We start from the raw sequence: 20,771 nt of genomic DNA, 5'->3' as shown, positions 1-20,771 counted from the left end.
ATAAATCATTTAGGAGATACAAACATGGCCATTTTGGTACTTGGTGGAGCCGGTTACATCGGTTCACACATGGTTGATACGTTGTTGTCAGATGGACGTGACGTGGTGGTTGTCGACAACTTGTTGACAGGTCACCGCGCTGCGGTTCCTGCAGGAGTTCCTTTTTACGAAGTAGATATTCGTGATAAGGCAGCTTTGCGTGAGGTTTTTGAAAAGGAAAATATTGAACAAGTTGTGCACTTTGCCGCTTCTTCAATTGTCCCAGAATCAATGGCTGATCCGCTAAAGTACTTCGATAACAACACGGCTGGAATGATTGCTTTGTTGGAAGTAATGTTGGAGTTTGACGTGAAGCAAATTGTCTTCTCATCAACGGCTGCAACTTACGGTATTCCTGAAGAAAACCCAATTAAGGAAACGACGCCACAAAACCCAATCAACCCATATGGTGAGTCAAAGCTTCAAATGGAGCACATCATGAAGTGGGCTGATGATGCTTATGGTTTGAAGTGGGTTGCTTTGCGTTACTTCAATGTTGCGGGTGCTAAGGCTGATGGTTCAATTGGTGAAGATCACCCAGTTGAGACGCACTTGGTGCCAATTATCTTGCAAACGGCTTTGGGTCAACGTGAGAAGATTATGATGTTTGGGGATGACTACAACACACCAGACGGTTTCAATGTGCGTGACTATGTGCACGTTATGGATTTGGCTAACGCGCACGTTTTGGCTTTGGATTACTTGGCAAAGGGTAACGAGTCAAACCAATTTAACTTGGGTTCAGCCAATGGTTTCTCAGTAAAGCAAATGGTTGAAGCAGCACGCGAAGCAACGGGTAAGGAAATTCCTGCCGAAGTTGGTCCACGTCGTGCCGGAGACCCAGATTCATTGGTGGCTTCTTCAGCTAAGGCCCGTGAAGTGTTGGGCTGGGCGCCAAAGTACGATGACGTTAAGGAAATTATCAAGACGGCATGGACTTGGCACCAACAACACCCACACGGTTACGAAGATCGTTAATAATCAATAAATGAACCCTAGAGTTTACCACTCTGGGGTTTTTGTGTTAATCCAGAAAAAATGCGGTAAAATAGCAGTTAGACATTTACGTGTAAAAAATGATGGGAGAAAGGTAATCATGAAGACTATTGCCTTTGATACAAGCAATCAACCACTTAGTGTGGCGTTGTTTGAGGATGACAAACTAATCGGGCAACGCGAGACAAATGTTGCCAAAAATCACTCAGTACAATTGTTGCCTTTTATTGACGAACTAGTGCATGAAGCTGGTTGGCAACCATCAGACCTAGATCGGGTAATTGTGAGCCAAGGACCAGGGTCATATACAGGCTTACGGATTGCGGTGACGACAGCGAAAACGTTGGCCTTTACATTGCAGATTGCGTTGCAAGGGGTTTCGAGCTTGGCAGTCTTGGCAACGAATGTGGTGCGGTCTGATGCGGTGATTGTACCGATTATGGATGCCCGGAATGACAACTTGTATGCTGGCGGCTATGTCCGCGACAACGATCGCCTCGTCCAGGTTGCGCCAGACCGGCATACTAATGTGACGAAGTTGATTGCAACGCTTCGTGAAGAACAACGACCAGTCGTACTAGTTGGTGAATGGGCTCGCTTCGCAGAGGAGCTCCAAATGGCACTGCCAGAGGTGACATTTGCTGAAGACAATTTACCACATGCGGCTAATATGATGATGTTAACAACGGATGCGCCGGTACTAACGGAGATAGCTATTCATCAATTTGTGCCAAATTACTACCGTCTTTCACAAGCTGAGGCAGATTGGGCAAAGGCACACCCTGACGCAGGTGATGGCATTTATGTGGAAAAGGTTTAAAAACTGGTTACACTGGCAAATGCATCCGCTACCACAGAGCTTACGAGAATTTAAGCAGACAATCAGCGTCAAAGGGTTCGATTTTGAATTGGTGCCGGCGCAGTATCAAGATGTTGATGAAATGGTGGAATTGGAACGAGAAGCTTACCATGGGGAAGAGCCGTGGTCTGCTGATATTTTCCATAACGAGTTACATCGTTCACGAGAACGGTTGTATGTCGTTGTGCGCGAACCTGAGACCGGCGCGATGGTGGCCTATATTGGGGCAGCTTTCCGTCCAGGTATCCACGAGGTGCACATTACCAATGTGACCGTTGCACCGCACTGGCAGGGACGAGGCATCGGGACGTTCCTATTGATGTATATGATGACGGTTGCTAAGCAAATTCGCTTTAATCGGATGTCACTGGAAGTGCGTGTGTCTAATACAAGTGCCCAACGGCTCTATGAACGCTTAGGGTTCCAGGTAGTCCGACGCAAAGCACATTATTATGAAGACAACGGGGAAGATGCACTGGACATGGCGCAGATTCTCGGGAGAAAAACAGATGGATTTTACGTTCAGAAATGAAACGACAACTGAGGAACTTTATGCAATTGCCAAAGCGGCGTATAAAGGATCACCTTGGTCAAAACAAACCTTTGCCAATGATTTGAAAAGCAAATTTGCCCGATACATGATTATTGAAGCTGATGGCGAACCAATTGGATTTGTTGGTGGCACACATTTGGGTGAGGAACTTGAAATTACCAACGTTGCCATCGTGCCTGGGGTTCAGGGCCAACACTTAGGTGAACGCCTCTTACGCCAATGGTTAGTTGGGTTTGATGCGGGCACACGCATTTTACTTGAAGTGCGCCAAGGTAATAAACGGGCAATCAAATTATATGAGCGACTAGGCTTTATTATTTATAACATTCGTGAGGATTATTACCGTGATCCGAAAGAAGATGCATATCTAATGGATGTCACGTTACCATTAGCAGCGGAATAGGAGGACAAGATGGCGCGATACATAATGGCATTTGAATCAAGTGCCGACGAAACAAGTGTGGCCATTGTTAAAGATGGTGTTGAAATCGTGAGCTTGGAGACAGCTACTCAGATTAAAAGTCATCAACGTTTTGGCGGCATTGTGCCGGAAGTTGCTAGTCGTCACCACATTGAACAGGTAACGGTATTAGCTGATGCAGCTTTGCAGGATGCCGGATTAACATACCAAGATTTGACGGCAATCGCAGTTACTCAAGGGCCTGGCTTGGTTGGGGCGTTGTTGATTGGGGTGACGGCAGCTAAGACAATTGCTTGGGCGCATCAATTACCGTTAGTGCCAGTTATTCACTTAGCAGGTCACATCAGTGCAGCAAACTTTGTGGCCCCCATCCAATACCCGGCCTTAGCATTGATGGTTTCAGGTGGTCATACGGAGTTGGTGTTGATGCGTGAGGAATACGATTACCTTGTAATTGGTGATACGCGCGATGATGCTGCTGGTGAAAGCTACGATAAGGTCGGCCGAACGATGGGACTACAATATCCATCGGGTAAGACAATTGATGAGATGGCGCACCAAGGTGAACCAACATACGACTTGCCACGTGCACTCATGAATGATGACCGCTATGATTTTTCTTTCTCGGGCTTGAAGAGCGCGGTGATTAACTTAATGCACAATGCGGATCAACGTGGCGAAACGGTTGACCATGTTAACTTAGCAGCTTCCTTCCAAGCGGCTGTGGTTGAGGTCTTAGTTACTAAGACACGACGGGCACTGCAAAATTATCCCGTGAAATCATTTATTGTAGCTGGCGGGGTCGCTGCCAATCGTGGTCTACGCGATGGATTAACGGCAATGATGGCTGATTTTCCAGAGACCACATTTATTCCGGTGCCAATTAAGTTGGCTGGCGACAATGCAGCAATGATTGGTGCAGCTGGGGATATCGCTTATCGGCATGGTAAGCGTGGTGATTGGTCATTAAATGCTAATCCAGCCCTTGAATTTGATTATTTAGAAGAAGACTAATATAAAAAAGCACGTAACAACTTTTTCCAGCTGTTACGTGCTTTTCTTCTATATAATAATGCAGAATTAATCGTTACGTGTAAGTAGCGTTTGACTGATGCTGAGTAAGATGCGCTTTGATTCGTGTTCAGGCATGTCAGATAGTCGTTCTAGGGCTGTATTTGTATAGGCGACCGCCATGTCTTCAGCGATGGCTAGTGCACCAGAGGCTCGGACCAATTCACCCAGGTGAACGGCCTCATCATCACTAATCGTAGCCCCTTTGGCGAGTAGCGCTTGAATCTCCTCATTATCTTGCATGGCAATAATCAAAGGCGCTGAGTAGACCCCTTCACGGACGTCATTCAGTGTGGGCTTTCCTAAGGTTGTACTATCAGCACTGTAATCGAGTAAGTCATCAAGAATTTGGAAAGCCATACCAACGTTGTAAGCGAAGTCGGTTGCGAGGTCCGCAAAGTCTTTGGGTGCATGACTGGCAGCAATCCCTAAGTTAGCAGCTAGCACAAAGAGGGCAGCTGTCTTACCGGCGATTTGATCTTCATAATTTGCGATGGTCATATCACGCTTATAGTGATTTGTTCGTTGGGTTAACTCACCAGATAGGATGCGTTCTAGGTAACGCGTTGCCATCCGAACGACGTTAATGTCGTTTGTGTTATCGGCCAACGTACGGAAGGTTACGGCGAAGAGATAGTCCCCCGTATAGGCAGCAACATCCTTACCGAATCGTGACTGAACAGATTCGGCGTGACGTCGCTTGGGTGAGTCGTCGATGATGTCGTCATGGACAAGTGAGGCTGTATGTAACATTTCTACCGTTGCAGCCAGGTTCAATAATGGTTCACGCTCTGCTGGAAAGAAACGACCAATCAAAATCGTGAATGCAGGGCGTAGCAATTTGCCACCATGCGAGAACATATCTATAAGGGCGGCTTCGACGTCAGCGTCATTGGCGTCTAGGTTAGCTTCGATACGATCTAATACCCCTTGCAGCTCCTTACGAATAGCAGGGAACTCATCCCATATTGGATGTAATGTTGTTTGTGAATGCGTCATAAGATCGGGAAACTCCTTAATTACTACTATATGTATAGTTGAAATAAAGTGGCCAAAGTGGCAAACAACTCTAATCAACATAACTGTATGTGTAAACTAAGTACTATTATATAGGAATCATCATGAATAAACACGATAATTTCAACGCACAAGAATCGAAAAGAAATTCGTAAGCCTAAAGGGTGGTAATTAGTTAGGAAATTAGTTATTATAGTTTTCGGAATTAATTATGAAGCCAGCGTGAAAAAAGGTGATACATTTGTCACAACAAAGTTGGCGAAAAAGCTTGCTAATGCATTTAGTATGCTGTATTATATTCTAGTACGTTAAATACGGACGGGGTATTCGCCCCGGGTATATTAGCGTGCCATCGACAAGCGATGATGTGGGAGGTTGCGACACACCCGGCAGCATTGCCACGGGGCCCATTGCCATGGAGCTCTTTGGGGTGCGTCGGTAGTTTCCACGGAGTTAGTTTCATATTCCAATATGGACGAAGGGAGAATTTATATCATGGCAAGTAAGAAGATTCGTATCCGTTTGAAGGCGTACGAGCACAAGATCTTGGATGCTTCAGCAGAAAAGATTGTTGAGACGGCAAAGCGTACAGGTGCTGAAATTTCAGGTCCTATTCCATTGCCTACTGAGCGTACGTTGTACACGGTTTTGCGTTCACCACACAAGCACAAGGATTCACGTGAGCAATTCGAAATGCGCACTCACAAGCGTTTGATCGATATCGTGAACCCAACTGCTAAGACAGTTGATGCTTTGTCAAAGCTTGAATTGCCAAGTGGTGTTGACATCGAAATCAAGTTGTAATTTTTACAACGCAACAACAAACAACAACTTGCCTGATTAAGCATTTAACTGATCAAAAATTTAGATTTACTATTCAAAGGAGATAGTCATGACTACTAAGGGTATCTTAGGCCGCAAAGTCGGCATGACTCAGGTATTCACTGAGAACGGTGAGCTTATCCCCGTAACGGTAATTGAAGCTACGCCAAACGTAGTTCTCCAAGTTAAGACTTTGGAAAACGACGGTTACAACGCAGTTCAATTGGGTTACCAAGACAAGCGTGCCGTTTTGAGCAACAAGCCTGAGCAAGGTCACGTTGCCAAGGCAAACACGGCCCCTAAGCGCTACATTCGTGAAATCCGCGACGCTGAGGGAGAATTCAATGTTGGGGATGAAGTTAAGGTTGATATCTTCGCTGCTGGCGAAGCTGTTGACGTAACTGGAATCACAAAGGGTCATGGTTACCAAGGTAACATCAAGAAGGATGGCCAATCACGTGGTCCTATGGCGCACGGTTCTCGTTACCACCGTCGTCCTGGTTCATTGGGTGCCATCATCAACCGCGTCTTCAAGGGTAAGAAGTTGCCTGGACGCATGGGTAACCACAAGCGCACTGTACAAAACTTGCAAGTAGTTCGCGTTGACGTAGAAAACAACGTGATCTTGGTTAAGGGTAATGTTCCTGGTGCCAACAAGTCACTTGTTACTGTTAAGTACTCTGTTAAGGCTAAGTAATAAGGACGAAGGGAGGAAACTAACATGACTAAGGTTGCTTTGTTTAAGCAAGACGGCTCAAACGCCGGTGAGATCGAGTTGAACGACTCAATCTTCGGAATCGAGCCAAACAACAACGTTGTTACTGACGCTGTTTTGATGCAACGCGCATCAATGCGTCAAGGTACTCACGCCGTTAAGAACCGTTCAGCGGTTTCAGGTGGTGGTAAGAAGCCTTGGCGTCAAAAGGGAACTGGACGTGCCCGTCAAGGTTCAATCCGTTCTCCACAATGGCGTGGTGGTGGTATTGTCTTCGGACCTACTCCACGTTCATACGCCTACAAGTTGCCAAAGAAGGTTTACCGTTTGGCATTGAAGTCAGTGTTGTCACAAAAGGTTTTGGACTCAGCTTTGGTTGTTGTCGATGCATTGTCATTCGACGCTCCTAAGACTAAGGAATTCAAGGCAGTTTTGAACAACTTGAACGTAAACGAAAAGACGTTGGTTGTCTTGGACGATGATAACGCTAACGCAGCATTGGCAGCACGTAACTTGGAAAACGTTACTGTTATGACTGCAAAGGGTGTTAACGTGCTTGACGTAATCAACAACGATAAGTTGGTTGTAGTTCAATCAGCTTTGGCACAAGTTGAGGAGGTTTTGGCATAATGGACGCACGCGATATCATTTTGCGCCCGGTCATCACTGAACAAACGATGAGCGTTTTGGATGAAAAGCGTTACACGTTTGAAGTTGATGTTCGCGCCACTAAGCCACAAATTAAGCGCGCTATTGAAGAGATTTTCGATGTTAAGATCGAAAAGATCAACACGGCGAACGTACGTGGTAAGTTGAAGCGTCAAGGACGTTTCGCTGGTTACACTAAGAAGCGTAAGAAGGCAACTGTTAAGTTGACTGCCGCTTCTAAGGACATTCAATTGTTCAACGAAAACTAATTAGGAGGAAATTAGCGTGGCTATCAAGAAGTACAAGCCAACCTCTAACGGTCGTCGTAACATGACGTCTTCAGATTTTGCTGAAATCACTAAGACGACGCCTGAAAAGAGCTTGTTGGAATCAAAGTCAAACACTGGTGCTCGTAACTCATACGGTCACATGACTGTGCGCCACCGTGGTGGTGGACACAAGCGCCAATACCGTATTATCGACTTCAAGCGTACAAAGGATGATGTTCCAGCTAAGGTTGTAGCGATCGAATACGATCCAAACCGTACTGCTAACATCGCTTTGTTGCAATACACTGACGGTACTAAGGCATATATCTTGGCGCCTAAGGGCTTGGAAGTTGGAATGACTGTTCAATCAGGGCCTGAAGCCGACATCAAGGTCGGAAACGCTTTGCCATTGGCAAACATCCCTGACGGAACACAAATCCACAACATCGAGTTGAAGCCTGGTAAGGGTGGTCAATTGGCCCGTTCTGCCGGTGCATCAGCACAATTGTTGGGTAAGGAAGGAAAGTACGTACTTGTTCGCTTGCAATCAGGTGAAGTACGTATGATCTTGGCCGTTAACCGTGCCACAGTTGGAGTTGTTGGTAACGAACAACACTCATTGATCAACTGGGGTAAGGCTGGTCGTCGTCGTTGGAAGGGTCAACGTCCACACGTTCGTGGATCAGTTATGAACCCTAACGATCACCCACACGGTGGTGGTGAAGGAAAGGCTCCAGTTGGACGTCCATCACCAATGTCACCATGGGGTAAGAAGACTGCCGGTAAGAAGACGCGTAACAAGAAGGCTCGTTCAACGAAGTTCATTGTTCGCGGTCGTAAGGGCAAGTAATCACTTACACTCCGTAATTAATAAGTTTTTAGCAAACGAGAGGAGGACCTTAAAATGGGTCGTAGCCTGAAGAAGGGACCATTTGCTGACGCTCACTTGTTGAAGAAGGTTGAAGAAGCCAACGCTTCAGAAAAGCAAGCTGTCATCAAGACATGGTCACGTCGTTCAACGATTTTCCCTAGCTTTATTGGATTGACTTTTGCTGTTTACGATGGACGTAAGCACGTGCCAGTTTTGGTACAAGAAGACATGGTCGGTCACAAGCTTGGTGAGTTCGTCCCTACGCGTACGTTCCGCGGACACGCAGCAGACGATAAGAAGACTAAGCGCAAGTAATATAGGAGGACAATACAATGGCTGAACAAATCACGTCAGCACGCGCCACAGCGAAGATCGTTCGTGTCGCTCCACGTAAGGTCCGCCTAGTGCTTGACCAAGTTCGTGGTAAGTCTGTGGCTGAGGCATTTGCAATTTTGCAATTCTTGCCAAACCACAGCTCAGAAGATGTATACAAGGTGTTGAACTCAGCAGTTGCTAACGCTGAGAACAACTTCTCACTAGATCGCGAAGATTTGGTAGTTGCAGAAGCCTTTGCTAACGAAGGACCAACGCTAAAGCGTTTCCGTCCACGTGCCAAGGGTTCAGCTTCACCAATCAACAAGCGTACAAGCCACATCACGATTGTGGTAAAAGAAAAGTAAGGAGGATTGAGTCATGGGTCAAAAGATTAACCCAACTGGTATGCGTGTCGGCATCATCCGCGACTGGGATGCTAAGTGGTACGCAAACAAGAAGGACTACGCAACGGCTTTGCACGAAGATTTGAAGTTGCGTAAGTACATCGAGACTAAGTTGGCTGACGCATCAGTTTCACGTATCGAAATTGAGCGTACTGCTAACCGCGTGAACATCTCAATCCACACTGCTAAGCCAGGTATGGTTATTGGTAAGGGTGGTTCTGAAGTTGATGCATTGCGTAACGAACTTTCAAAGTTGGTTGCTAAGGGCGAGCGTGTCCACATCAACATCATTGAGATTAAGAAGCCTGATTTGGACGCCCACTTGGTAGGTTCACAAATTGCATCTGACTTGGAGCGCCGTGTGGCATTCCGTCGTGCAATGCGTGGTGCTATCCAACGTGCTATGCGTGCTGGTGCCAAGGGTATCAAGACGCAAGTTTCTGGACGTATCAACGGAGCTGACATTGCTCGAGTAGAGCAATACACTGAGGGTACGGTGCCTTTGCACACATTGCGTGCTGACATCGACTACTCATGGGATGAGGCAACAACTACTTACGGTCAATTGGGTGTTAAGACTTGGATTTACCGTGGTGACATTTTGCCAGAGAAGAAGTCTGTAAAGAAGCAAGGAGGCGAGTAACATGCTAGTACCAAAGCGTGTAAAGTACCGCCGTCCACACCGTGGAAAGATGCGCGGTGAGGCCAAGGGTGGTAAGACAGTTACATTTGGTGAGTTTGGTTTGCAAGCCACTGAATCACACTGGATCTCAAACCGTCAAATCGAGGCTGCTCGTATTGCTATGACGCGTCACATGAAGCGTGGTGGTCAAGTTTGGATCAAGATTTTCCCACACTTGTCATACACTTCTAAGGGTGTTGGTGTTCGTATGGGTAACGGTAAGGGTACTCCAGACGGATGGGTTGCACCTGTTAAGCGCGGCAAGGTAATGTTTGAAGTTGCCGGTGTTCCTGAAGAGGTTGCCCGCGAAGCCTTGCGTCTTGCATCTAACAAGTTGCCAGTCAAGACTAAGATCTTGACTCGCCAAGTGGAGGGTGAATAATGAAGATCAAGGATCTACAAAACGAAATCAAGGGTCTCAGCCAAGCTGAGTTGGTTGCCAAGGAAAAGAGCTACAAGGAAGAATTGTTCAACTTGCGTTTCCAATTAGCTACTGGTCAACTTGAGAACACGGCTCGATTGTCAGAAGTACGTAAGCAAATCGCACGTATCAAGACGGTCATTCGTCAACAAGAATTGAACAAGTAGACTAAGAGAGGAGACCGATATGACTGAAGCTCGTAACGCACGTAAGGTTTACCAAGGCCGCGTGGTTTCAGATAAGATGGACAAGACAATCACTGTTGCCATCGAAACTTACAAGAACCACCCAGTTTATGGTAAGCGTGTTAAGTACACGAAGAAGTTTAAGGCTCACGATGAAAACAACGAAGCTAAGCAAGGTGACATTGTACGCATCATGGAGACGCGTCCAACGTCAGCTACAAAGCGCTTCCGTTTGGTAGAAATCGTCGAGAAGGCCGTTATTATCTAATCGTTTAATCTCGAATCTTACCAATAACGGAAGGAGGACAAAATCGTGATTCAACAAGAGAGTCGTTTGAAGGTTGCTGACAATTCTGGTGCACGTGAGATCTTGACTATCAAGGTTTTGGGTGGATCAGGTCGTAAGTTCGCCGGTATCGGTGACATGATCGTCGCAACTGTTAAGCAAGCTATTCCTGGTGGTACTGTAAAGAAGGGTGACGTCGTTAAGGCTGTTATCGTTCGTACTGTTTCAGGAGTTCACCGTGCTGATGGTTCATACATCAAGTTCGATGAGAACGCTGCAGTCATCGTAAAGGATGACAAGAGCCCTGTAGGTACTCGTATCTTCGGACCTGTTGCGCGTGAATTGCGTGACAATGATTACATGCGTATTGTGTCATTGGCACCTGAAGTATTGTAATTACCATCATTAAATCAAGGAGGAAGCCTCGCATGTTTGTGAAGACTGGTGACAAGGTTAAGGTTATCGCCGGCAAGGACAAGGGCAAGGAAGGTGTAGTCGTAAAGACTTTGGCCGCCAAGGACCGTGTTGTTGTCGAAGGTGTGAACATTGTAAAGAAGCACCAAAAGCCAAACAACCAATACCCACAAGGTGGAATTGTTGAGCTTGAAGCTCCAATCCACGTTTCAAACGTACAATTGCTTGACCCTTCTACTAACGAACCAACTAAGGTTGGTTACAAGGTTGAAGATGGTAAGAAGGTACGTTTTGCTAAGAAGTCTGGAACGACTTTGGCATAATTTCTAGGTGAAAGGAGGAAATCATTATCATGGCAAATCGCTTGAAGGAAAAGTACGTCAATGAAGTAACGCCTTCATTGATCGAAAAGTTTGAGTACTCATCAATCATGCAAGCACCTAAGATCGAAAAGATCGTGCTTAACATGGGTGTTGGTGACGCTGTATCAAACTCAAAGAACTTGGATGAAGCTGTTGCTGAATTGGAATTGATTGCTGGTCAAAAGCCAGTTATCACTCGCGCTAAGAAGTCAATCGCTGGCTTCCGTTTGCGTGAGGGTATGGCAATCGGTACTAAGGTTACTTTGCGTGGTGAGCGTATGTACGACTTCTTGGATAAGTTGATCAACGTTTCATTGCCACGTGTTCGTGACTTCCGTGGAGTTTCACCAAAGGCCTTTGATGGTCGTGGAAACTACACGTTGGGAATTCGTGAACAACTTATTTTCCCAGAAATTGATTACGATCAAGTTAACCGTGTCCGTGGTTTGGATATTGTCGTTGTTACGACTGCCAACACTGACGAAGAAGGTCGTGAATTGCTTACTCAATTGGGTATGCCTTTCGCAAAGTAATCATTCACTGATTTACAGTAATTAATAATAGGAGGCAAACATCAATGTCAATGACTGACCCAATTGCAGATTTTTTGACTCGCATTCGTAACGCGAACATGGTTCGCCACGATTCAGTTGAAGTTCCTGCATCAAAGATCAAGAAGGACATCGCCGAGATCTTGAAGAACGAAGGCTTTGTTCGCGACGTTGAATACATTGAAGATGACAAGCAAGGTGTCATCCGTGTCTTCCTTAAGTACGGTACTGACAAGACTCGCGTTATCACTGGTTTGAAGCGTATTTCAAAGCCAGGATTGCGTTCATACGTCAAGGCAGATGCTGTACCTAAGGTTTTGAACGGCTTGGGTATCGCTATCATCTCAACTTCTGAAGGTGTCATCACCGATAAGGAAGCTCGCGCCAAGAAGATTGGTGGCGAGGTATTGGCTTACGTCTGGTAATAAATAAAATCTAATAAGGAGGTGTCTACCGATGAGTCGTATTGGTAACAAGGTTTTGACTTTGCCTGCTGGCGTTGAATTGTCACGCGAAGGTAACGTCGTTACTGTTAAGGGACCTAAGGGTGAACTTTCACGCGAAGTCGCTTCACAAATCGAGTTCACTGTGGACGGTACGGAAGTAACGTTCACTCGTCCTTCAGATGAAGGACGTATCAAGGCACTTCACGGAACTACTCGCGCTAACGTTGCAAACATGGTTGAAGGTGTAACTGATGGCTTCAAGAAGACTTTGAAGTTGGTCGGTGTCGGATACCGTGCTGCTAAGCAAGGCGACAAGCTTGTCTTGAACGTTGGTTACTCACACCCTGTTGAGTTTGAGGCCCGTGAAGGTTTGACCGTTGAAGTTCCTGATTCAACTACGATCACGGTTGAAGGAATCAACAAGCAATTTGTTGGTGACTTGGCCGCTGAAATCCGTGCCGTACGCGCACCTGAGCCATATAAGGGTAAGGGTATCCGTTACGAGAACGAATACGTTGCACGTAAGGAAGGTAAGACTGGTAAGTAATCTTAAGCTTATAGCTTAAGGCCCGGGCGCAACGTCTCGGGATTTACTTGTTAGTATATCTTTCGAATATATATAAAAGAGGTTACGAACATGATTACGAAGTCAGACAAGAACAAGGTGCGTCAACGCCGACACACGCGCGTTCGTGGAAAGATTTCTGGTACTGCTGAGCGCCCACGCTTGAACGTTTACCGTTCTAACAAGAACATCTACGCGCAATTAATTGATGACGTAGCGGGTGTGACGCTTGCTAGTGCCTCAACTTTGGACAAGTCAGTTGAGACTGCTCCAAAGACTGAACAAGCAGCAAAGGTTGGAGCTTTGATCGCAGAACGCGCCAAGGCTGCTAACATCGAAGTTGTTGTATTTGACCGTGGTGGTTACTTGTACCACGGTCGTGTGCAAGCTTTGGCTGAAGCTGCGCGTGAAGCTGGTTTGAAGTTCTAAGGGAAGGAGGAAATTTAACATGGCTTTTATCGATGCAAACAAGCTCGGCGAGCTTGAAGAAAACGTTGTTGCCATCAACCGTGTTACCAAGGTTGTTAAGGGTGGACGCCGCTTGCGTTTCGCTGCTTTGGTAGTTGTTGGTGACCGTAACGGACACGTTGGTTTTGGTACTGGTAAGGCACAAGAAGTGCCTGAAGCTATTCGCAAGGCCGTTGAAGCTGCAAAGCGCAACATCGTTGCAGTTCCAACTGTTGGTACGACCCTTCCTCACTCTGCAAATGGTGTCTTTGGCGGTGGTCGCATCTTGCTTAAGCCAGCCGTTGAAGGATCTGGAGTGGCAGCCGGTGGTGCTGCTCGTGCCGTTTTGGAATTGGCTGGTGTTGCCGACGTGACTGCAAAGTCATTGGGATCATCAACTCCAATTAACGTTGTGCGCGCAACTTTCGATGCAATCAACTCATTGAAGAACGCTGAAGAAGTTGCTGAATTGCGTCAGGTCTCACTTGAGCACTTGGCAGATTAAGGAGGCAGAAAATGGCTGAACAAGTTAAGATTACTCTTGTTAAGAGTGCTGCCCACCGTTTGCCAAAGCAACGTGCGATTGTTAAGGCCCTTGGTTTGAACAAGGTGTCATCATCAGTCGTGTTGCCTGACAACGCAGCAACGCGTGGTGCAGTGTTTAAGATTGCTCACTTGGTTACTGTTGAAGTAGTTAAGTAAGCATATAAATAGATTGCTTTGAAGGAGGTACAACCTAATGAAGCTTAATGAACTCCAAGTTGCTGAAGGTTCACGCAACGTCCGCAACCGTGTTGGACGTGGTGAGTCATCAGGTAACGGTAAGACTGCTGGACGTGGTCAAAAGGGTCAAAAGGCTCGTGGTAAGGTACGTTTGGGCTTTGAAGGTGGACAAATGCCTTTGTTCCGTCGTAAGCCAAAGCGTGGTTTCACGAACATCAACCGCAAGGAATACGCTGTTGTAAACCTTGACGTATTGAACCAATTCGATAACGGAACTGAAGTTTCACCAGCATTGTTGGTCGAAGCTGGTATCGTTAAGAACGAATTGAGTGGCATTAAGATCTTGGCAAACGGTCAATTGGAAAAGTCATTGACTGTTAAGGCTAACAAGTTCTCAGCCGCTGCTGTTACGGCTATTGAAGCTGCCGGTGGTAAGACTGAGGTGATCTAATGCTGAAAACCGTGCTCAATTCACTGAAGGAAAAGGACATTCGCAAGAAGTTGTTCTTTACTTTGTGGATTCTGATTGTTTACCGATTGGGTGCTTACATTACTGTGCCGGGTATTAACACGGCCGCACTTACTGAGGTAGCAAATTCTGGGCTCGGCAGCATTTTGAATATGTTTAGCGGTGGTGGTCTTACAAACTACTCATTGTTCGCAATGGGAGTTTCACCATACGTTACTGCACAAATCGTGGTACAGCTCCTACAAATGGATATTGTGCCACGATTTGTTGAATGGTCGAAACAAGGTGAAGTTGGTCGACGCAAGTTGAACCAAGTGACCCGCTATTTGACCATTGTTCTAGCGTTTGTCCAATCTATTGGAATCACCGCTGGATTCAATCAACTGAGTCAAGTTAAATTGGTAGAGACGCCAAATTTGGAAACGTACTTGTTGATCGGTTTCATCTTAACTGCGGGAACAATGTTTGCCGTTTGGTTGGGTGAGATGATTACTGAGCGCGGACTCGGTCAAGGTGTCTCAATGTTGATTTTTGCTGGTATCATTGCGCGTGTGCCAGCAGGTGTATACCAACTGTTCAAGGAACACGTTCTCCAAGGTGACGACCCAGCGCGTGGGTGGGCATTCTTGGCTGGTATCTTGTTGATCTTTATCTTGGTTATCGCGTTTGTTACGTGGTTTAACCAAGCGATTCGCAAGATTCCAATGCAATATACACGTCGTTCAACGGGTTCAGGTAACTCATCTTACTTGCCGTTGAAGATTAATGTTGCGGGTGTTATCCCTGTTATCTTCGCTTCATCATTGCTGGTAACGCCACAAACGATTTTGCAAGCTTTTGCAACTAAGTTTGCGGATGCAGGTTGGTACAACACTTTGATGCAATACCTATCAATGCAGACAATGCAAGGTGGTATTGTATACACGTTGTTGATTGTCTTGTTTACGTTCTTCTATGCCTTTGTTCAGGTTAACCCTGAAAAGGTTGCTGAGAACCTACAAAAGCAAGGTAGTTACATCGTGGGCGTCTGGCCTGGCCGCGCCACTGAGAAGTGGTTGTCAGGTCTGCTGATGCGTTTGTCAGTAGTCGGCGCTTTGTTCCTAGGATTCGTTGCTTTGGCACCTATCCTAGCAACACACATCTTCGGGTTGGATAGTAACCTTGGAATGTCAGGAACATCAGTATTGATTGTCATTGGTGTGGCAATTGATCTGATTCGCCAACTTGAAGGATTGATGATGAAGCGGCAATATGTTGGATTTATTCAAGAAGGAGTCGAAGCAAAATGAGTTTGAATATCATGCTATTGGGCTTGCCAGGTGTTGGTAAGGGTACCCAAGCTGCCAAGATTGTGGAAGAGTACAACTTGCCGCACATCAGTACGGGCGACATGTTCCGTGCGGCTATGGCTAACGAAACTGAACTTGGGTTGAAGGCAAAGTCATTCATGGATGCCGGTAACTTGGTCCCTGACGAAGTTACGAACGGTATCGTTGCCGAACGTTTGGCAGAAGAGGATACGAAGGTTGGATTCATCCTTGATGGATTCCCTCGTAACTTGGACCAAGCGAAGGCATTGGATGAGATGTTGGCAAAGGACGGTCGTTCATTGGACGGTGTTCTTTACTTCACAGCTGATACTGATGTTTTGGTTGATCGTATGATGGCCCGTGGCCGTGCAGACGATACGCCTGAAGTGATTAAGAATCGCTTGGACGTTAACGGAAAGCTTACTGAGCCAATCGCTGAGTTCTATGCCGAAAAGGGTATCTTGAACAAGATCGATGGTGCTCGCGAGCTTGATGTAGTGTTCGCTGATGTAAAGACGTTACTTGATAATTTGAAGAACGCTTAATTATTTAACGAAGCTTTTATTGTTTAATTACAAGTAAGCATGTTATAATAACTTGTTACGTTCTCCATTGTCACAACTAAGGAGGCAGCAACGTGGCCAACGATGTTATTGAAATTTCTGGTGTGGTAAAGGAAACTTTGCCAAATGCCATGTTTACCGTTGAATTGGAAAACGGCGCCGCCATTCTAGCTCACGTGTCAGGGAAGATTCGTAAGAACTTTATTCGCATTTTGCCTGGTGATCGTGTGACGGTTGAAATGTCGCCATATGATTTGACTAAGGGACGTATTACGTACCGCTTTAAGTAGTCAACCATAAAAATATCCAAGGGAGGTAAATACCATGAAGGTTCGTCCATCTGTTAAGCCTATGTGCGATAACTGCAAGGTTATCAAGCGTAACGGTCGTGTGATGGTGATTTGCTCTGCAAACCCTAAGCACAAGCAACGTCAAGGTGCATAATTTGCATTTTGGTCGTAAAACTTATTAAATCTTTGTATAGGAGGTAATCGTAATGGCTCGTATTGCTGGTGTTGATTTGCCTCGCGACAAGCGTGTCGTGATCGCATTGACATATGTATATGGAATCGGTAACGCAACTGCCAAGAAGGTGTTGGAAGAAGCTAAGGTTTCTGAAGACGTTCGTGTTCGTGATTTGACTCCCGACCAAGAGGACGCCATCCGTGCCGTCGTAGACGGTATTAAGGTGGAAGGTGACTTGCGTCGTGAAGTCTCATTGAACATTAAGGCATTGCAAGAAATTGCATCATACCGTGGTATCCGTCACCGTAAGGGCTTGCCTGTTCGTGGTCAAAACACGAAGAACAATGCCCGTACGCGTAAGGGCCCAGCTGTTGCAATTGCAGGTAAGAAGAAGTAATTAATTTTTAAGGAAAGGAGATTACTTGATTATGGCAGGTCGTACTAATCGTAAGCGTCGTGTAAAGAAGAATATTGAGTCAGGTGTTGCACACATCCACGCAACGTTCAACAACACGATCGTGATGATCACCGACGTTCAAGGTAACGCCGTTGCTTGGTCATCAGCTGGTTCTCTTGGATTTAAGGGTAGCCGTAAGTCAACGCCATTTGCTGCGCAAATGGCTGCTGAGGCTGCTGCCAAGGGTGCTATGGAAAACGGCATGAAGACTGTTGAGGTCACTGTTAAGGGACCTGGTTCAGGTCGCGAAGCCGCTATCCGTGCGTTGGCCGCTGCTGGTTTGGAAGTTACGTCTATTAAGGACGTTACTCCAGTACCACACAACGGTTCACGTCCACCAAAGCGTCGTCGTGTCTAATTGCCAGTTGCAACTAGTTCACACAATGCTTTGAAAGGGGTAACAAACAGTATGCTTGAATTCGAAAACCCAAAGATTACGCTGGTTGAAGAGGATAGCAATTACGGTAAGTTTGTGGTTGAGCCGCTTGAACGTGGTTACGGAACTACTTTGGGTAACTCCCTACGCCGTGTATTGTTGTCTTCATTGCCTGGTGCGGCAATCAATTCAGTACAAATTGATGGCGTTTTGCACGAGTTTTCAACGGTCGAAGGTGTCGTTGAAGACGTTACGCAAATCATTTTGAACCTCAAGAAGGTTTCAATGCGCATCGACAGTGATGAAGAGAAGACGCTCGAAGTTAACGTAACCGGTCCCGCTACTGTGACGGCCGGCGACATCGCTGGTGACAGTGATGTGGAGATTTTGAACAAGGACCTTCACATTGCCACTGTTGCGGCTGGGGCTACGTTGCACATGACTTTGTCTGCAGAACGCGGACGTGGTTATGTGTCTGCGGACCAGAATAAGGAATTGCATGATGAAATGCCAATTGGCGTTCTAGCAATTGATTCAATCTTTACCCCAATCGAACGCGTAAACTATCAAGTTGAGAACACGCGTGTGGGTAACCGTGATGACTTTGACAAGTTGACTTTGGACATCTGGACTGATGGATCATTGACTGCTACTGAAGCTATTTCATTGGCAGCTCGCATCATGTCAGACCACTTGAACTCATTCGTTGAGTTGTCAGAACGTGCGGTTAACACACAAGTGATGGTAGACAAGGAAGAAGCACCAACTAGCAAGCATGCCGACACTCCTATTGAAGAGTTGGACTTGTCAGTTCGTTCTTATAATTGTCTCAAAAGGGCCGGGATCAACTCTGTACAAGAGTTGACGGAGCGTACAGAAACTCAAATGATGTCTGTACGAAACCTCGGTCGGAAATCACTTGACGAAATCCAGGAAAAGCTGGCAGTGCTCGGTTTAGGGTTCCGCAAGGAAGATTAGATTAAACGATAGAATTCCAAGTAAAGGAGGACATACTCATGGGATACCGCAAGTTGGGACGTACTAGCTCACAACGTAAGGCTATGTTGCGTGATTTGACGACTGCTTTGTTGATCAACGGTCGCATTCAAACGACAGAAGCTCGAGCTAAGGAAGTTCGCCGTACTGCAGAAAAGATGATTACGTTGGGTAAGCGTGGTGACTTGGCTTCACGCCGTAAGGCCGCTGCTTTCGTACGTAACGTCGTTGCTGACGTACAAACGACTGAAGATAACAAGGTCAAGGTAGAAACGGCTTTGCAACACTTGTTCAACGATGTTGCACCTCGCTTTGAGGGCCGTGCAGGTGGTTACACTCGCATCTTGAAGACGGTACAACGTCGTGGAGACGCTGCACCAATGGTTATCTTGGAATTGGTTGACTAATTTCATTGGTTAATTAATACAAAACAATGAAATCTCTCATGTTACATGGTATAAACCGTTACGATGATGGCAGTAGCCAAGTCTAGGTTGAATGGCAGTGATGTCGCACCGGTAACGTGTGAGGTTTTTTTGTGTCTAGAGATATTTTACAAAAGCCCTGTTCTTAAACTGAACAGGGCTTTTTGTGGTCCTTGTGACTAGATAGTGTGCTACTATCCAGGTTCAAGGCATCCTTATTTATTTTTCGTTATAAAAAGTCTATACTGAGTGTAATAAATGAGATGGGGGTACCATATTATGGCATTACAATTAGATGATATTATTTTTCAAATGACGATTCATTTAACGCCAGGTAGTTTTACAAACAACAAAATTACAATTAATGGGCAAAGCTATCAATACCGTTGTTTGGATGGGGTGCAGATGGGGGATACAGTTCGCGTTGCTCGTGTTGTCGGGGAGACATTGATTCTGGAAAAAGTACCATCGCGGGGGACTGATAGTGAGTTATAATTTCGATCAGCGGTTGCTTCATCAAACGTTTGTTTTAGATCATGATAATTATGATGTCGGTATGTTACGAGTGAATGGTATTTATTATCAACTTCAGAGTGATGTACCAGTATCTATTGGTGATGTGGTCTATGTGGCAGACATTGTTGGTAACCAATTAATCGTTCAAAAAGGAGACTTGGGTGATGATAGTATTTAGTATTTTAGCAATTATCGTTGTATTAATTATTGGGGTGATTTTATTTACCGGGGTCCGCATTATTCCCCAAAATATGGTTGGCATGGTTTCTGTGCTTGGTAAATATCAAAAACAAATTGAACCAGGACTGCATGTCGTTGTACCAGTCATTACGCACGTTGATCGTGTTGATCTTGCCCAGGTACCAATTCGACTAAGTGAACAAAGTGTTATTTCGCAGGATAATGCGGAAGTCATCATTTCACTGTCATTGAATTACCACGTCACAAATCCATATAAGTTTACATTTGAGAATGCGGACTCCGTGAAGTCAATGATTCAGCAATCACGTGCACATCTACGTGGGATTATTGGTACGATGGATTTGAACGATGTGTTGAACGGGACAGAGCGAATTAACGCCGCTTTGAGTCGCGAATTGGGGTCGATTACGGATGCTTATGGGGTAAATGTGGATCGTATTAACATTGATACAATTCAACCAACACCTGAAATCCAAGAGTCGATGAATAAGCAAATTAATGCAACCCGTGAACGTGAGGCTGCCATTGCACGAGCGCAAGGTGAAGCGCGTTCAATTGAACTCACGACGAAAGCTAAGAATGATGCGCTAGTTGCAACCGCTGAAGCCGATGCGAAAGCGGTTCGCTTGGCTGCGGATGCTGAGGCTTATCGTATTCAGAAGGCTAATGAGATTCTGAGTCAGGTTGATGGCAATTATTTGGCTGCCCAAAATATTGATGCTTTCCGTGATGTGGCTAAGAGCCCCGCTAACACGGTTATTGTACCTAATACGGCCATTGACGCACTTGGTGATTTAAAGGTCGCTGGCGCGCTGTTAGGCACTAATAAAGTAGATCAGCCGGTTAAGCCGCTATCAGACTAACCGAATAATAATAAAAAAGACCTTCGCAGCAATTTTTAGCTGCGAAGG

General features: G+C 45.8%; 37 protein-coding genes. 36 read left to right on the top strand and 1 reads right to left on the bottom strand.

Going from position 1 to position 20,771, the window contains the following annotated elements; all coding sequences use genetic code 11:
• Positions 1-24 precede the first annotated feature (24 nt).
• From galE to tsaD, 5 genes are all read left to right on the top strand, one after another.
• Positions 25-1,017, top strand: a complete 993-nt coding sequence (galE, locus tag ESE_RS0100330) for a UDP-glucose 4-epimerase GalE (RefSeq protein ID WP_010369415.1) — start codon at positions 25-27, stop codon at positions 1,015-1,017.
• 118 nt (positions 1,018-1,135) lie between these two features.
• Complete coding sequence (gene tsaB / locus ESE_RS0100325; RefSeq protein WP_010369412.1) at positions 1,136-1,855, top strand: tRNA (adenosine(37)-N6)-threonylcarbamoyltransferase complex dimerization subunit type 1 TsaB; 720 nt, start codon at positions 1,136-1,138, stop codon at positions 1,853-1,855.
• Complete coding sequence (gene rimI / locus ESE_RS0100320) at positions 1,839-2,426, top strand: ribosomal protein S18-alanine N-acetyltransferase (RefSeq protein WP_010369408.1); 588 nt, start codon at positions 1,839-1,841, stop codon at positions 2,424-2,426. Before tsaB ends, rimI (ESE_RS0100320) begins: the two co-directional genes overlap by 17 nt.
• Positions 2,404-2,850: a ribosomal protein S18-alanine N-acetyltransferase gene (gene rimI / locus ESE_RS0100315; protein ID WP_010369405.1), complete on the top strand. Its 447-nt coding sequence runs from the start codon at positions 2,404-2,406 to the stop codon at positions 2,848-2,850. The genes rimI (ESE_RS0100320) and rimI (ESE_RS0100315) overlap by 23 nt, the downstream gene beginning before the upstream one ends.
• A 9-nt stretch (positions 2,851-2,859) precedes the next feature.
• Entirely contained in the window at positions 2,860-3,882 is a 1,023-nt protein-coding gene (gene tsaD, locus ESE_RS0100310; RefSeq protein WP_029237412.1) for a tRNA (adenosine(37)-N6)-threonylcarbamoyltransferase complex transferase subunit TsaD, read from the top strand.
• Between the two features lie 66 nt (positions 3,883-3,948).
• Here tsaD and ESE_RS0100305 read toward each other — a convergent pair whose 3' ends face one another.
• A complete protein-coding gene (locus ESE_RS0100305; protein ID WP_010369401.1) occupies positions 3,949-4,938 on the bottom strand; it encodes a polyprenyl synthetase family protein in 990 nt (329 codons plus the stop codon).
• Between the two features lie 513 nt (positions 4,939-5,451).
• On the opposite strand from ESE_RS0100305, the gene rpsJ reads away from it, so the two are divergent.
• The 31 genes from rpsJ (at position 5,452) to ESE_RS0100150 (ending at position 20,723) form a co-directional block, all read left to right on the top strand.
• Positions 5,452-5,760: a 30S ribosomal protein S10 gene (gene rpsJ, locus ESE_RS0100300; RefSeq protein ID WP_004560274.1), complete on the top strand. Its 309-nt coding sequence runs from the start codon at positions 5,452-5,454 to the stop codon at positions 5,758-5,760.
• An 88-nt stretch (positions 5,761-5,848) separates the two neighbouring features.
• A complete protein-coding gene (gene rplC / locus ESE_RS0100295) occupies positions 5,849-6,475 on the top strand; it encodes a 50S ribosomal protein L3 (protein ID WP_004560273.1) in 627 nt (208 codons plus the stop codon).
• A 24-nt stretch (positions 6,476-6,499) separates the two neighbouring features.
• A complete protein-coding gene (gene rplD, locus ESE_RS0100290) occupies positions 6,500-7,123 on the top strand; it encodes a 50S ribosomal protein L4 (RefSeq protein WP_004560272.1) in 624 nt (207 codons plus the stop codon).
• Entirely contained in the window at positions 7,123-7,410 is a 288-nt protein-coding gene (rplW, locus tag ESE_RS0100285) for a 50S ribosomal protein L23 (RefSeq protein ID WP_004560271.1), read from the top strand. Before rplD ends, rplW begins: the two co-directional genes overlap by 1 nt.
• 16 nt (positions 7,411-7,426) lie before the next feature.
• Positions 7,427-8,260, top strand: a complete 834-nt coding sequence (rplB, locus tag ESE_RS0100280) for a 50S ribosomal protein L2 (RefSeq protein WP_010369391.1) — start codon at positions 7,427-7,429, stop codon at positions 8,258-8,260.
• Positions 8,261-8,314: 54 nt separating this feature from the next.
• On the top strand, positions 8,315-8,596 hold the full coding sequence (rpsS, locus tag ESE_RS0100275) for a 30S ribosomal protein S19 (protein ID WP_004560269.1): 282 nt from the start codon (positions 8,315-8,317) through the stop codon (positions 8,594-8,596).
• 17 nt (positions 8,597-8,613) lie between these two features.
• On the top strand, positions 8,614-8,961 hold the full coding sequence (gene rplV, locus ESE_RS0100270; protein ID WP_002827984.1) for a 50S ribosomal protein L22: 348 nt from the start codon (positions 8,614-8,616) through the stop codon (positions 8,959-8,961).
• Between the two features lie 13 nt (positions 8,962-8,974).
• Complete coding sequence (gene rpsC, locus ESE_RS0100265) at positions 8,975-9,643, top strand: 30S ribosomal protein S3 (protein ID WP_010369378.1); 669 nt, start codon at positions 8,975-8,977, stop codon at positions 9,641-9,643.
• A 1-nt stretch (position 9,644) separates the two neighbouring features.
• On the top strand, positions 9,645-10,064 hold the full coding sequence (rplP, locus tag ESE_RS0100260; RefSeq protein WP_010369375.1) for a 50S ribosomal protein L16: 420 nt from the start codon (positions 9,645-9,647) through the stop codon (positions 10,062-10,064).
• On the top strand, positions 10,064-10,270 hold the full coding sequence (gene rpmC / locus ESE_RS0100255) for a 50S ribosomal protein L29 (RefSeq protein WP_004560266.1): 207 nt from the start codon (positions 10,064-10,066) through the stop codon (positions 10,268-10,270). The genes rplP and rpmC overlap by 1 nt, the downstream gene beginning before the upstream one ends.
• A gap of 19 nt (positions 10,271-10,289) precedes the next feature.
• Positions 10,290-10,556, top strand: coding sequence for a 30S ribosomal protein S17 (gene rpsQ / locus ESE_RS0100250; RefSeq protein ID WP_004560265.1), 267 nt, complete (start codon positions 10,290-10,292; stop codon positions 10,554-10,556).
• A 45-nt stretch (positions 10,557-10,601) separates the two neighbouring features.
• The gene (rplN, locus tag ESE_RS0100245) at positions 10,602-10,970 is read left to right on the top strand and encodes a 50S ribosomal protein L14 (RefSeq protein ID WP_004560264.1); all 369 of its coding nucleotides are present in this window, start codon (positions 10,602-10,604) and stop codon (positions 10,968-10,970) included.
• 32 nt (positions 10,971-11,002) lie between these two features.
• Positions 11,003-11,311 carry a 50S ribosomal protein L24 gene (rplX, locus tag ESE_RS0100240; RefSeq protein WP_010369369.1) on the top strand — a complete coding sequence of 103 codons (309 nt, stop codon included), beginning with the start codon at positions 11,003-11,005 and terminating at the stop codon, positions 11,309-11,311.
• Between the two features lie 29 nt (positions 11,312-11,340).
• Positions 11,341-11,883: a 50S ribosomal protein L5 gene (rplE, locus tag ESE_RS0100235; RefSeq protein ID WP_010369366.1), complete on the top strand. Its 543-nt coding sequence runs from the start codon at positions 11,341-11,343 to the stop codon at positions 11,881-11,883.
• A gap of 44 nt (positions 11,884-11,927) precedes the next feature.
• Positions 11,928-12,326, top strand: a complete 399-nt coding sequence (rpsH, locus tag ESE_RS0100230) for a 30S ribosomal protein S8 (RefSeq protein WP_010369363.1) — start codon at positions 11,928-11,930, stop codon at positions 12,324-12,326.
• 31 nt (positions 12,327-12,357) lie between these two features.
• Positions 12,358-12,894: a 50S ribosomal protein L6 gene (gene rplF, locus ESE_RS0100225; protein WP_010369360.1), complete on the top strand. Its 537-nt coding sequence runs from the start codon at positions 12,358-12,360 to the stop codon at positions 12,892-12,894.
• A gap of 90 nt (positions 12,895-12,984) precedes the next feature.
• A complete protein-coding gene (gene rplR / locus ESE_RS0100220; RefSeq protein WP_010369354.1) occupies positions 12,985-13,341 on the top strand; it encodes a 50S ribosomal protein L18 in 357 nt (118 codons plus the stop codon).
• A gap of 19 nt (positions 13,342-13,360) precedes the next feature.
• Positions 13,361-13,864, top strand: coding sequence for a 30S ribosomal protein S5 (gene rpsE / locus ESE_RS0100215; RefSeq protein WP_004560257.1), 504 nt, complete (start codon positions 13,361-13,363; stop codon positions 13,862-13,864).
• An 11-nt stretch (positions 13,865-13,875) separates the two neighbouring features.
• Positions 13,876-14,061, top strand: coding sequence for a 50S ribosomal protein L30 (gene rpmD, locus ESE_RS0100210; RefSeq protein ID WP_004560255.1), 186 nt, complete (start codon positions 13,876-13,878; stop codon positions 14,059-14,061).
• A 37-nt stretch (positions 14,062-14,098) separates the two neighbouring features.
• On the top strand, positions 14,099-14,533 hold the full coding sequence (rplO, locus tag ESE_RS0100205; protein WP_010369350.1) for a 50S ribosomal protein L15: 435 nt from the start codon (positions 14,099-14,101) through the stop codon (positions 14,531-14,533).
• On the top strand, positions 14,533-15,840 hold the full coding sequence (gene secY / locus ESE_RS0100200) for a preprotein translocase subunit SecY (RefSeq protein ID WP_010369347.1): 1,308 nt from the start codon (positions 14,533-14,535) through the stop codon (positions 15,838-15,840). The genes rplO and secY overlap by 1 nt, the downstream gene beginning before the upstream one ends.
• Positions 15,837-16,406, top strand: a complete 570-nt coding sequence (locus tag ESE_RS0100195; RefSeq protein ID WP_010369344.1) for an adenylate kinase — start codon at positions 15,837-15,839, stop codon at positions 16,404-16,406. Before secY ends, ESE_RS0100195 begins: the two co-directional genes overlap by 4 nt.
• Before the next feature lie 92 nt (positions 16,407-16,498).
• Positions 16,499-16,714 (top strand): translation initiation factor IF-1, encoded by a 216-nt coding sequence (gene infA / locus ESE_RS0100190; protein ID WP_004560246.1) that lies wholly within the window; start codon positions 16,499-16,501, stop codon positions 16,712-16,714.
• A 34-nt stretch (positions 16,715-16,748) separates the two neighbouring features.
• Positions 16,749-16,868 carry a 50S ribosomal protein L36 gene (gene rpmJ, locus ESE_RS0100185; RefSeq protein ID WP_004560245.1) on the top strand — a complete coding sequence of 40 codons (120 nt, stop codon included), beginning with the start codon at positions 16,749-16,751 and terminating at the stop codon, positions 16,866-16,868.
• Positions 16,869-16,920: 52 nt separating this feature from the next.
• A complete protein-coding gene (rpsM, locus tag ESE_RS0100180) occupies positions 16,921-17,286 on the top strand; it encodes a 30S ribosomal protein S13 (protein WP_010369336.1) in 366 nt (121 codons plus the stop codon).
• A gap of 31 nt (positions 17,287-17,317) precedes the next feature.
• Complete coding sequence (rpsK, locus tag ESE_RS0100175; RefSeq protein WP_004560243.1) at positions 17,318-17,704, top strand: 30S ribosomal protein S11; 387 nt, start codon at positions 17,318-17,320, stop codon at positions 17,702-17,704.
• Positions 17,705-17,755: 51 nt separating this feature from the next.
• Positions 17,756-18,700, top strand: a complete 945-nt coding sequence (locus tag ESE_RS0100170; protein WP_010369333.1) for a DNA-directed RNA polymerase subunit alpha — start codon at positions 17,756-17,758, stop codon at positions 18,698-18,700.
• 38 nt (positions 18,701-18,738) lie between these two features.
• Positions 18,739-19,125: a 50S ribosomal protein L17 gene (rplQ, locus tag ESE_RS0100165; protein ID WP_004560241.1), complete on the top strand. Its 387-nt coding sequence runs from the start codon at positions 18,739-18,741 to the stop codon at positions 19,123-19,125.
• 297 nt (positions 19,126-19,422) lie between these two features.
• Entirely contained in the window at positions 19,423-19,638 is a 216-nt protein-coding gene (locus ESE_RS0100160; protein ID WP_010369324.1) for an NfeD family protein, read from the top strand.
• A gap of 61 nt (positions 19,639-19,699) precedes the next feature.
• The gene (locus ESE_RS12195; RefSeq protein WP_153280281.1) at positions 19,700-19,837 is read left to right on the top strand and encodes a hypothetical protein; all 138 of its coding nucleotides are present in this window, start codon (positions 19,700-19,702) and stop codon (positions 19,835-19,837) included.
• Positions 19,824-20,723 carry an SPFH domain-containing protein gene (locus ESE_RS0100150; protein ID WP_010369317.1) on the top strand — a complete coding sequence of 300 codons (900 nt, stop codon included), beginning with the start codon at positions 19,824-19,826 and terminating at the stop codon, positions 20,721-20,723. The genes ESE_RS12195 and ESE_RS0100150 overlap by 14 nt, the downstream gene beginning before the upstream one ends.
• Positions 20,724-20,771 lie beyond the last annotated feature (48 nt).

The organism is Weissella cibaria KACC 11862 (assembly GCF_000193635.1).
Classification (GTDB): Bacteria; Bacillota; Bacilli; order Lactobacillales; family Lactobacillaceae; genus Weissella; species Weissella cibaria.
This window is presented reverse-complemented; position numbering and strand designations above follow the sequence as displayed.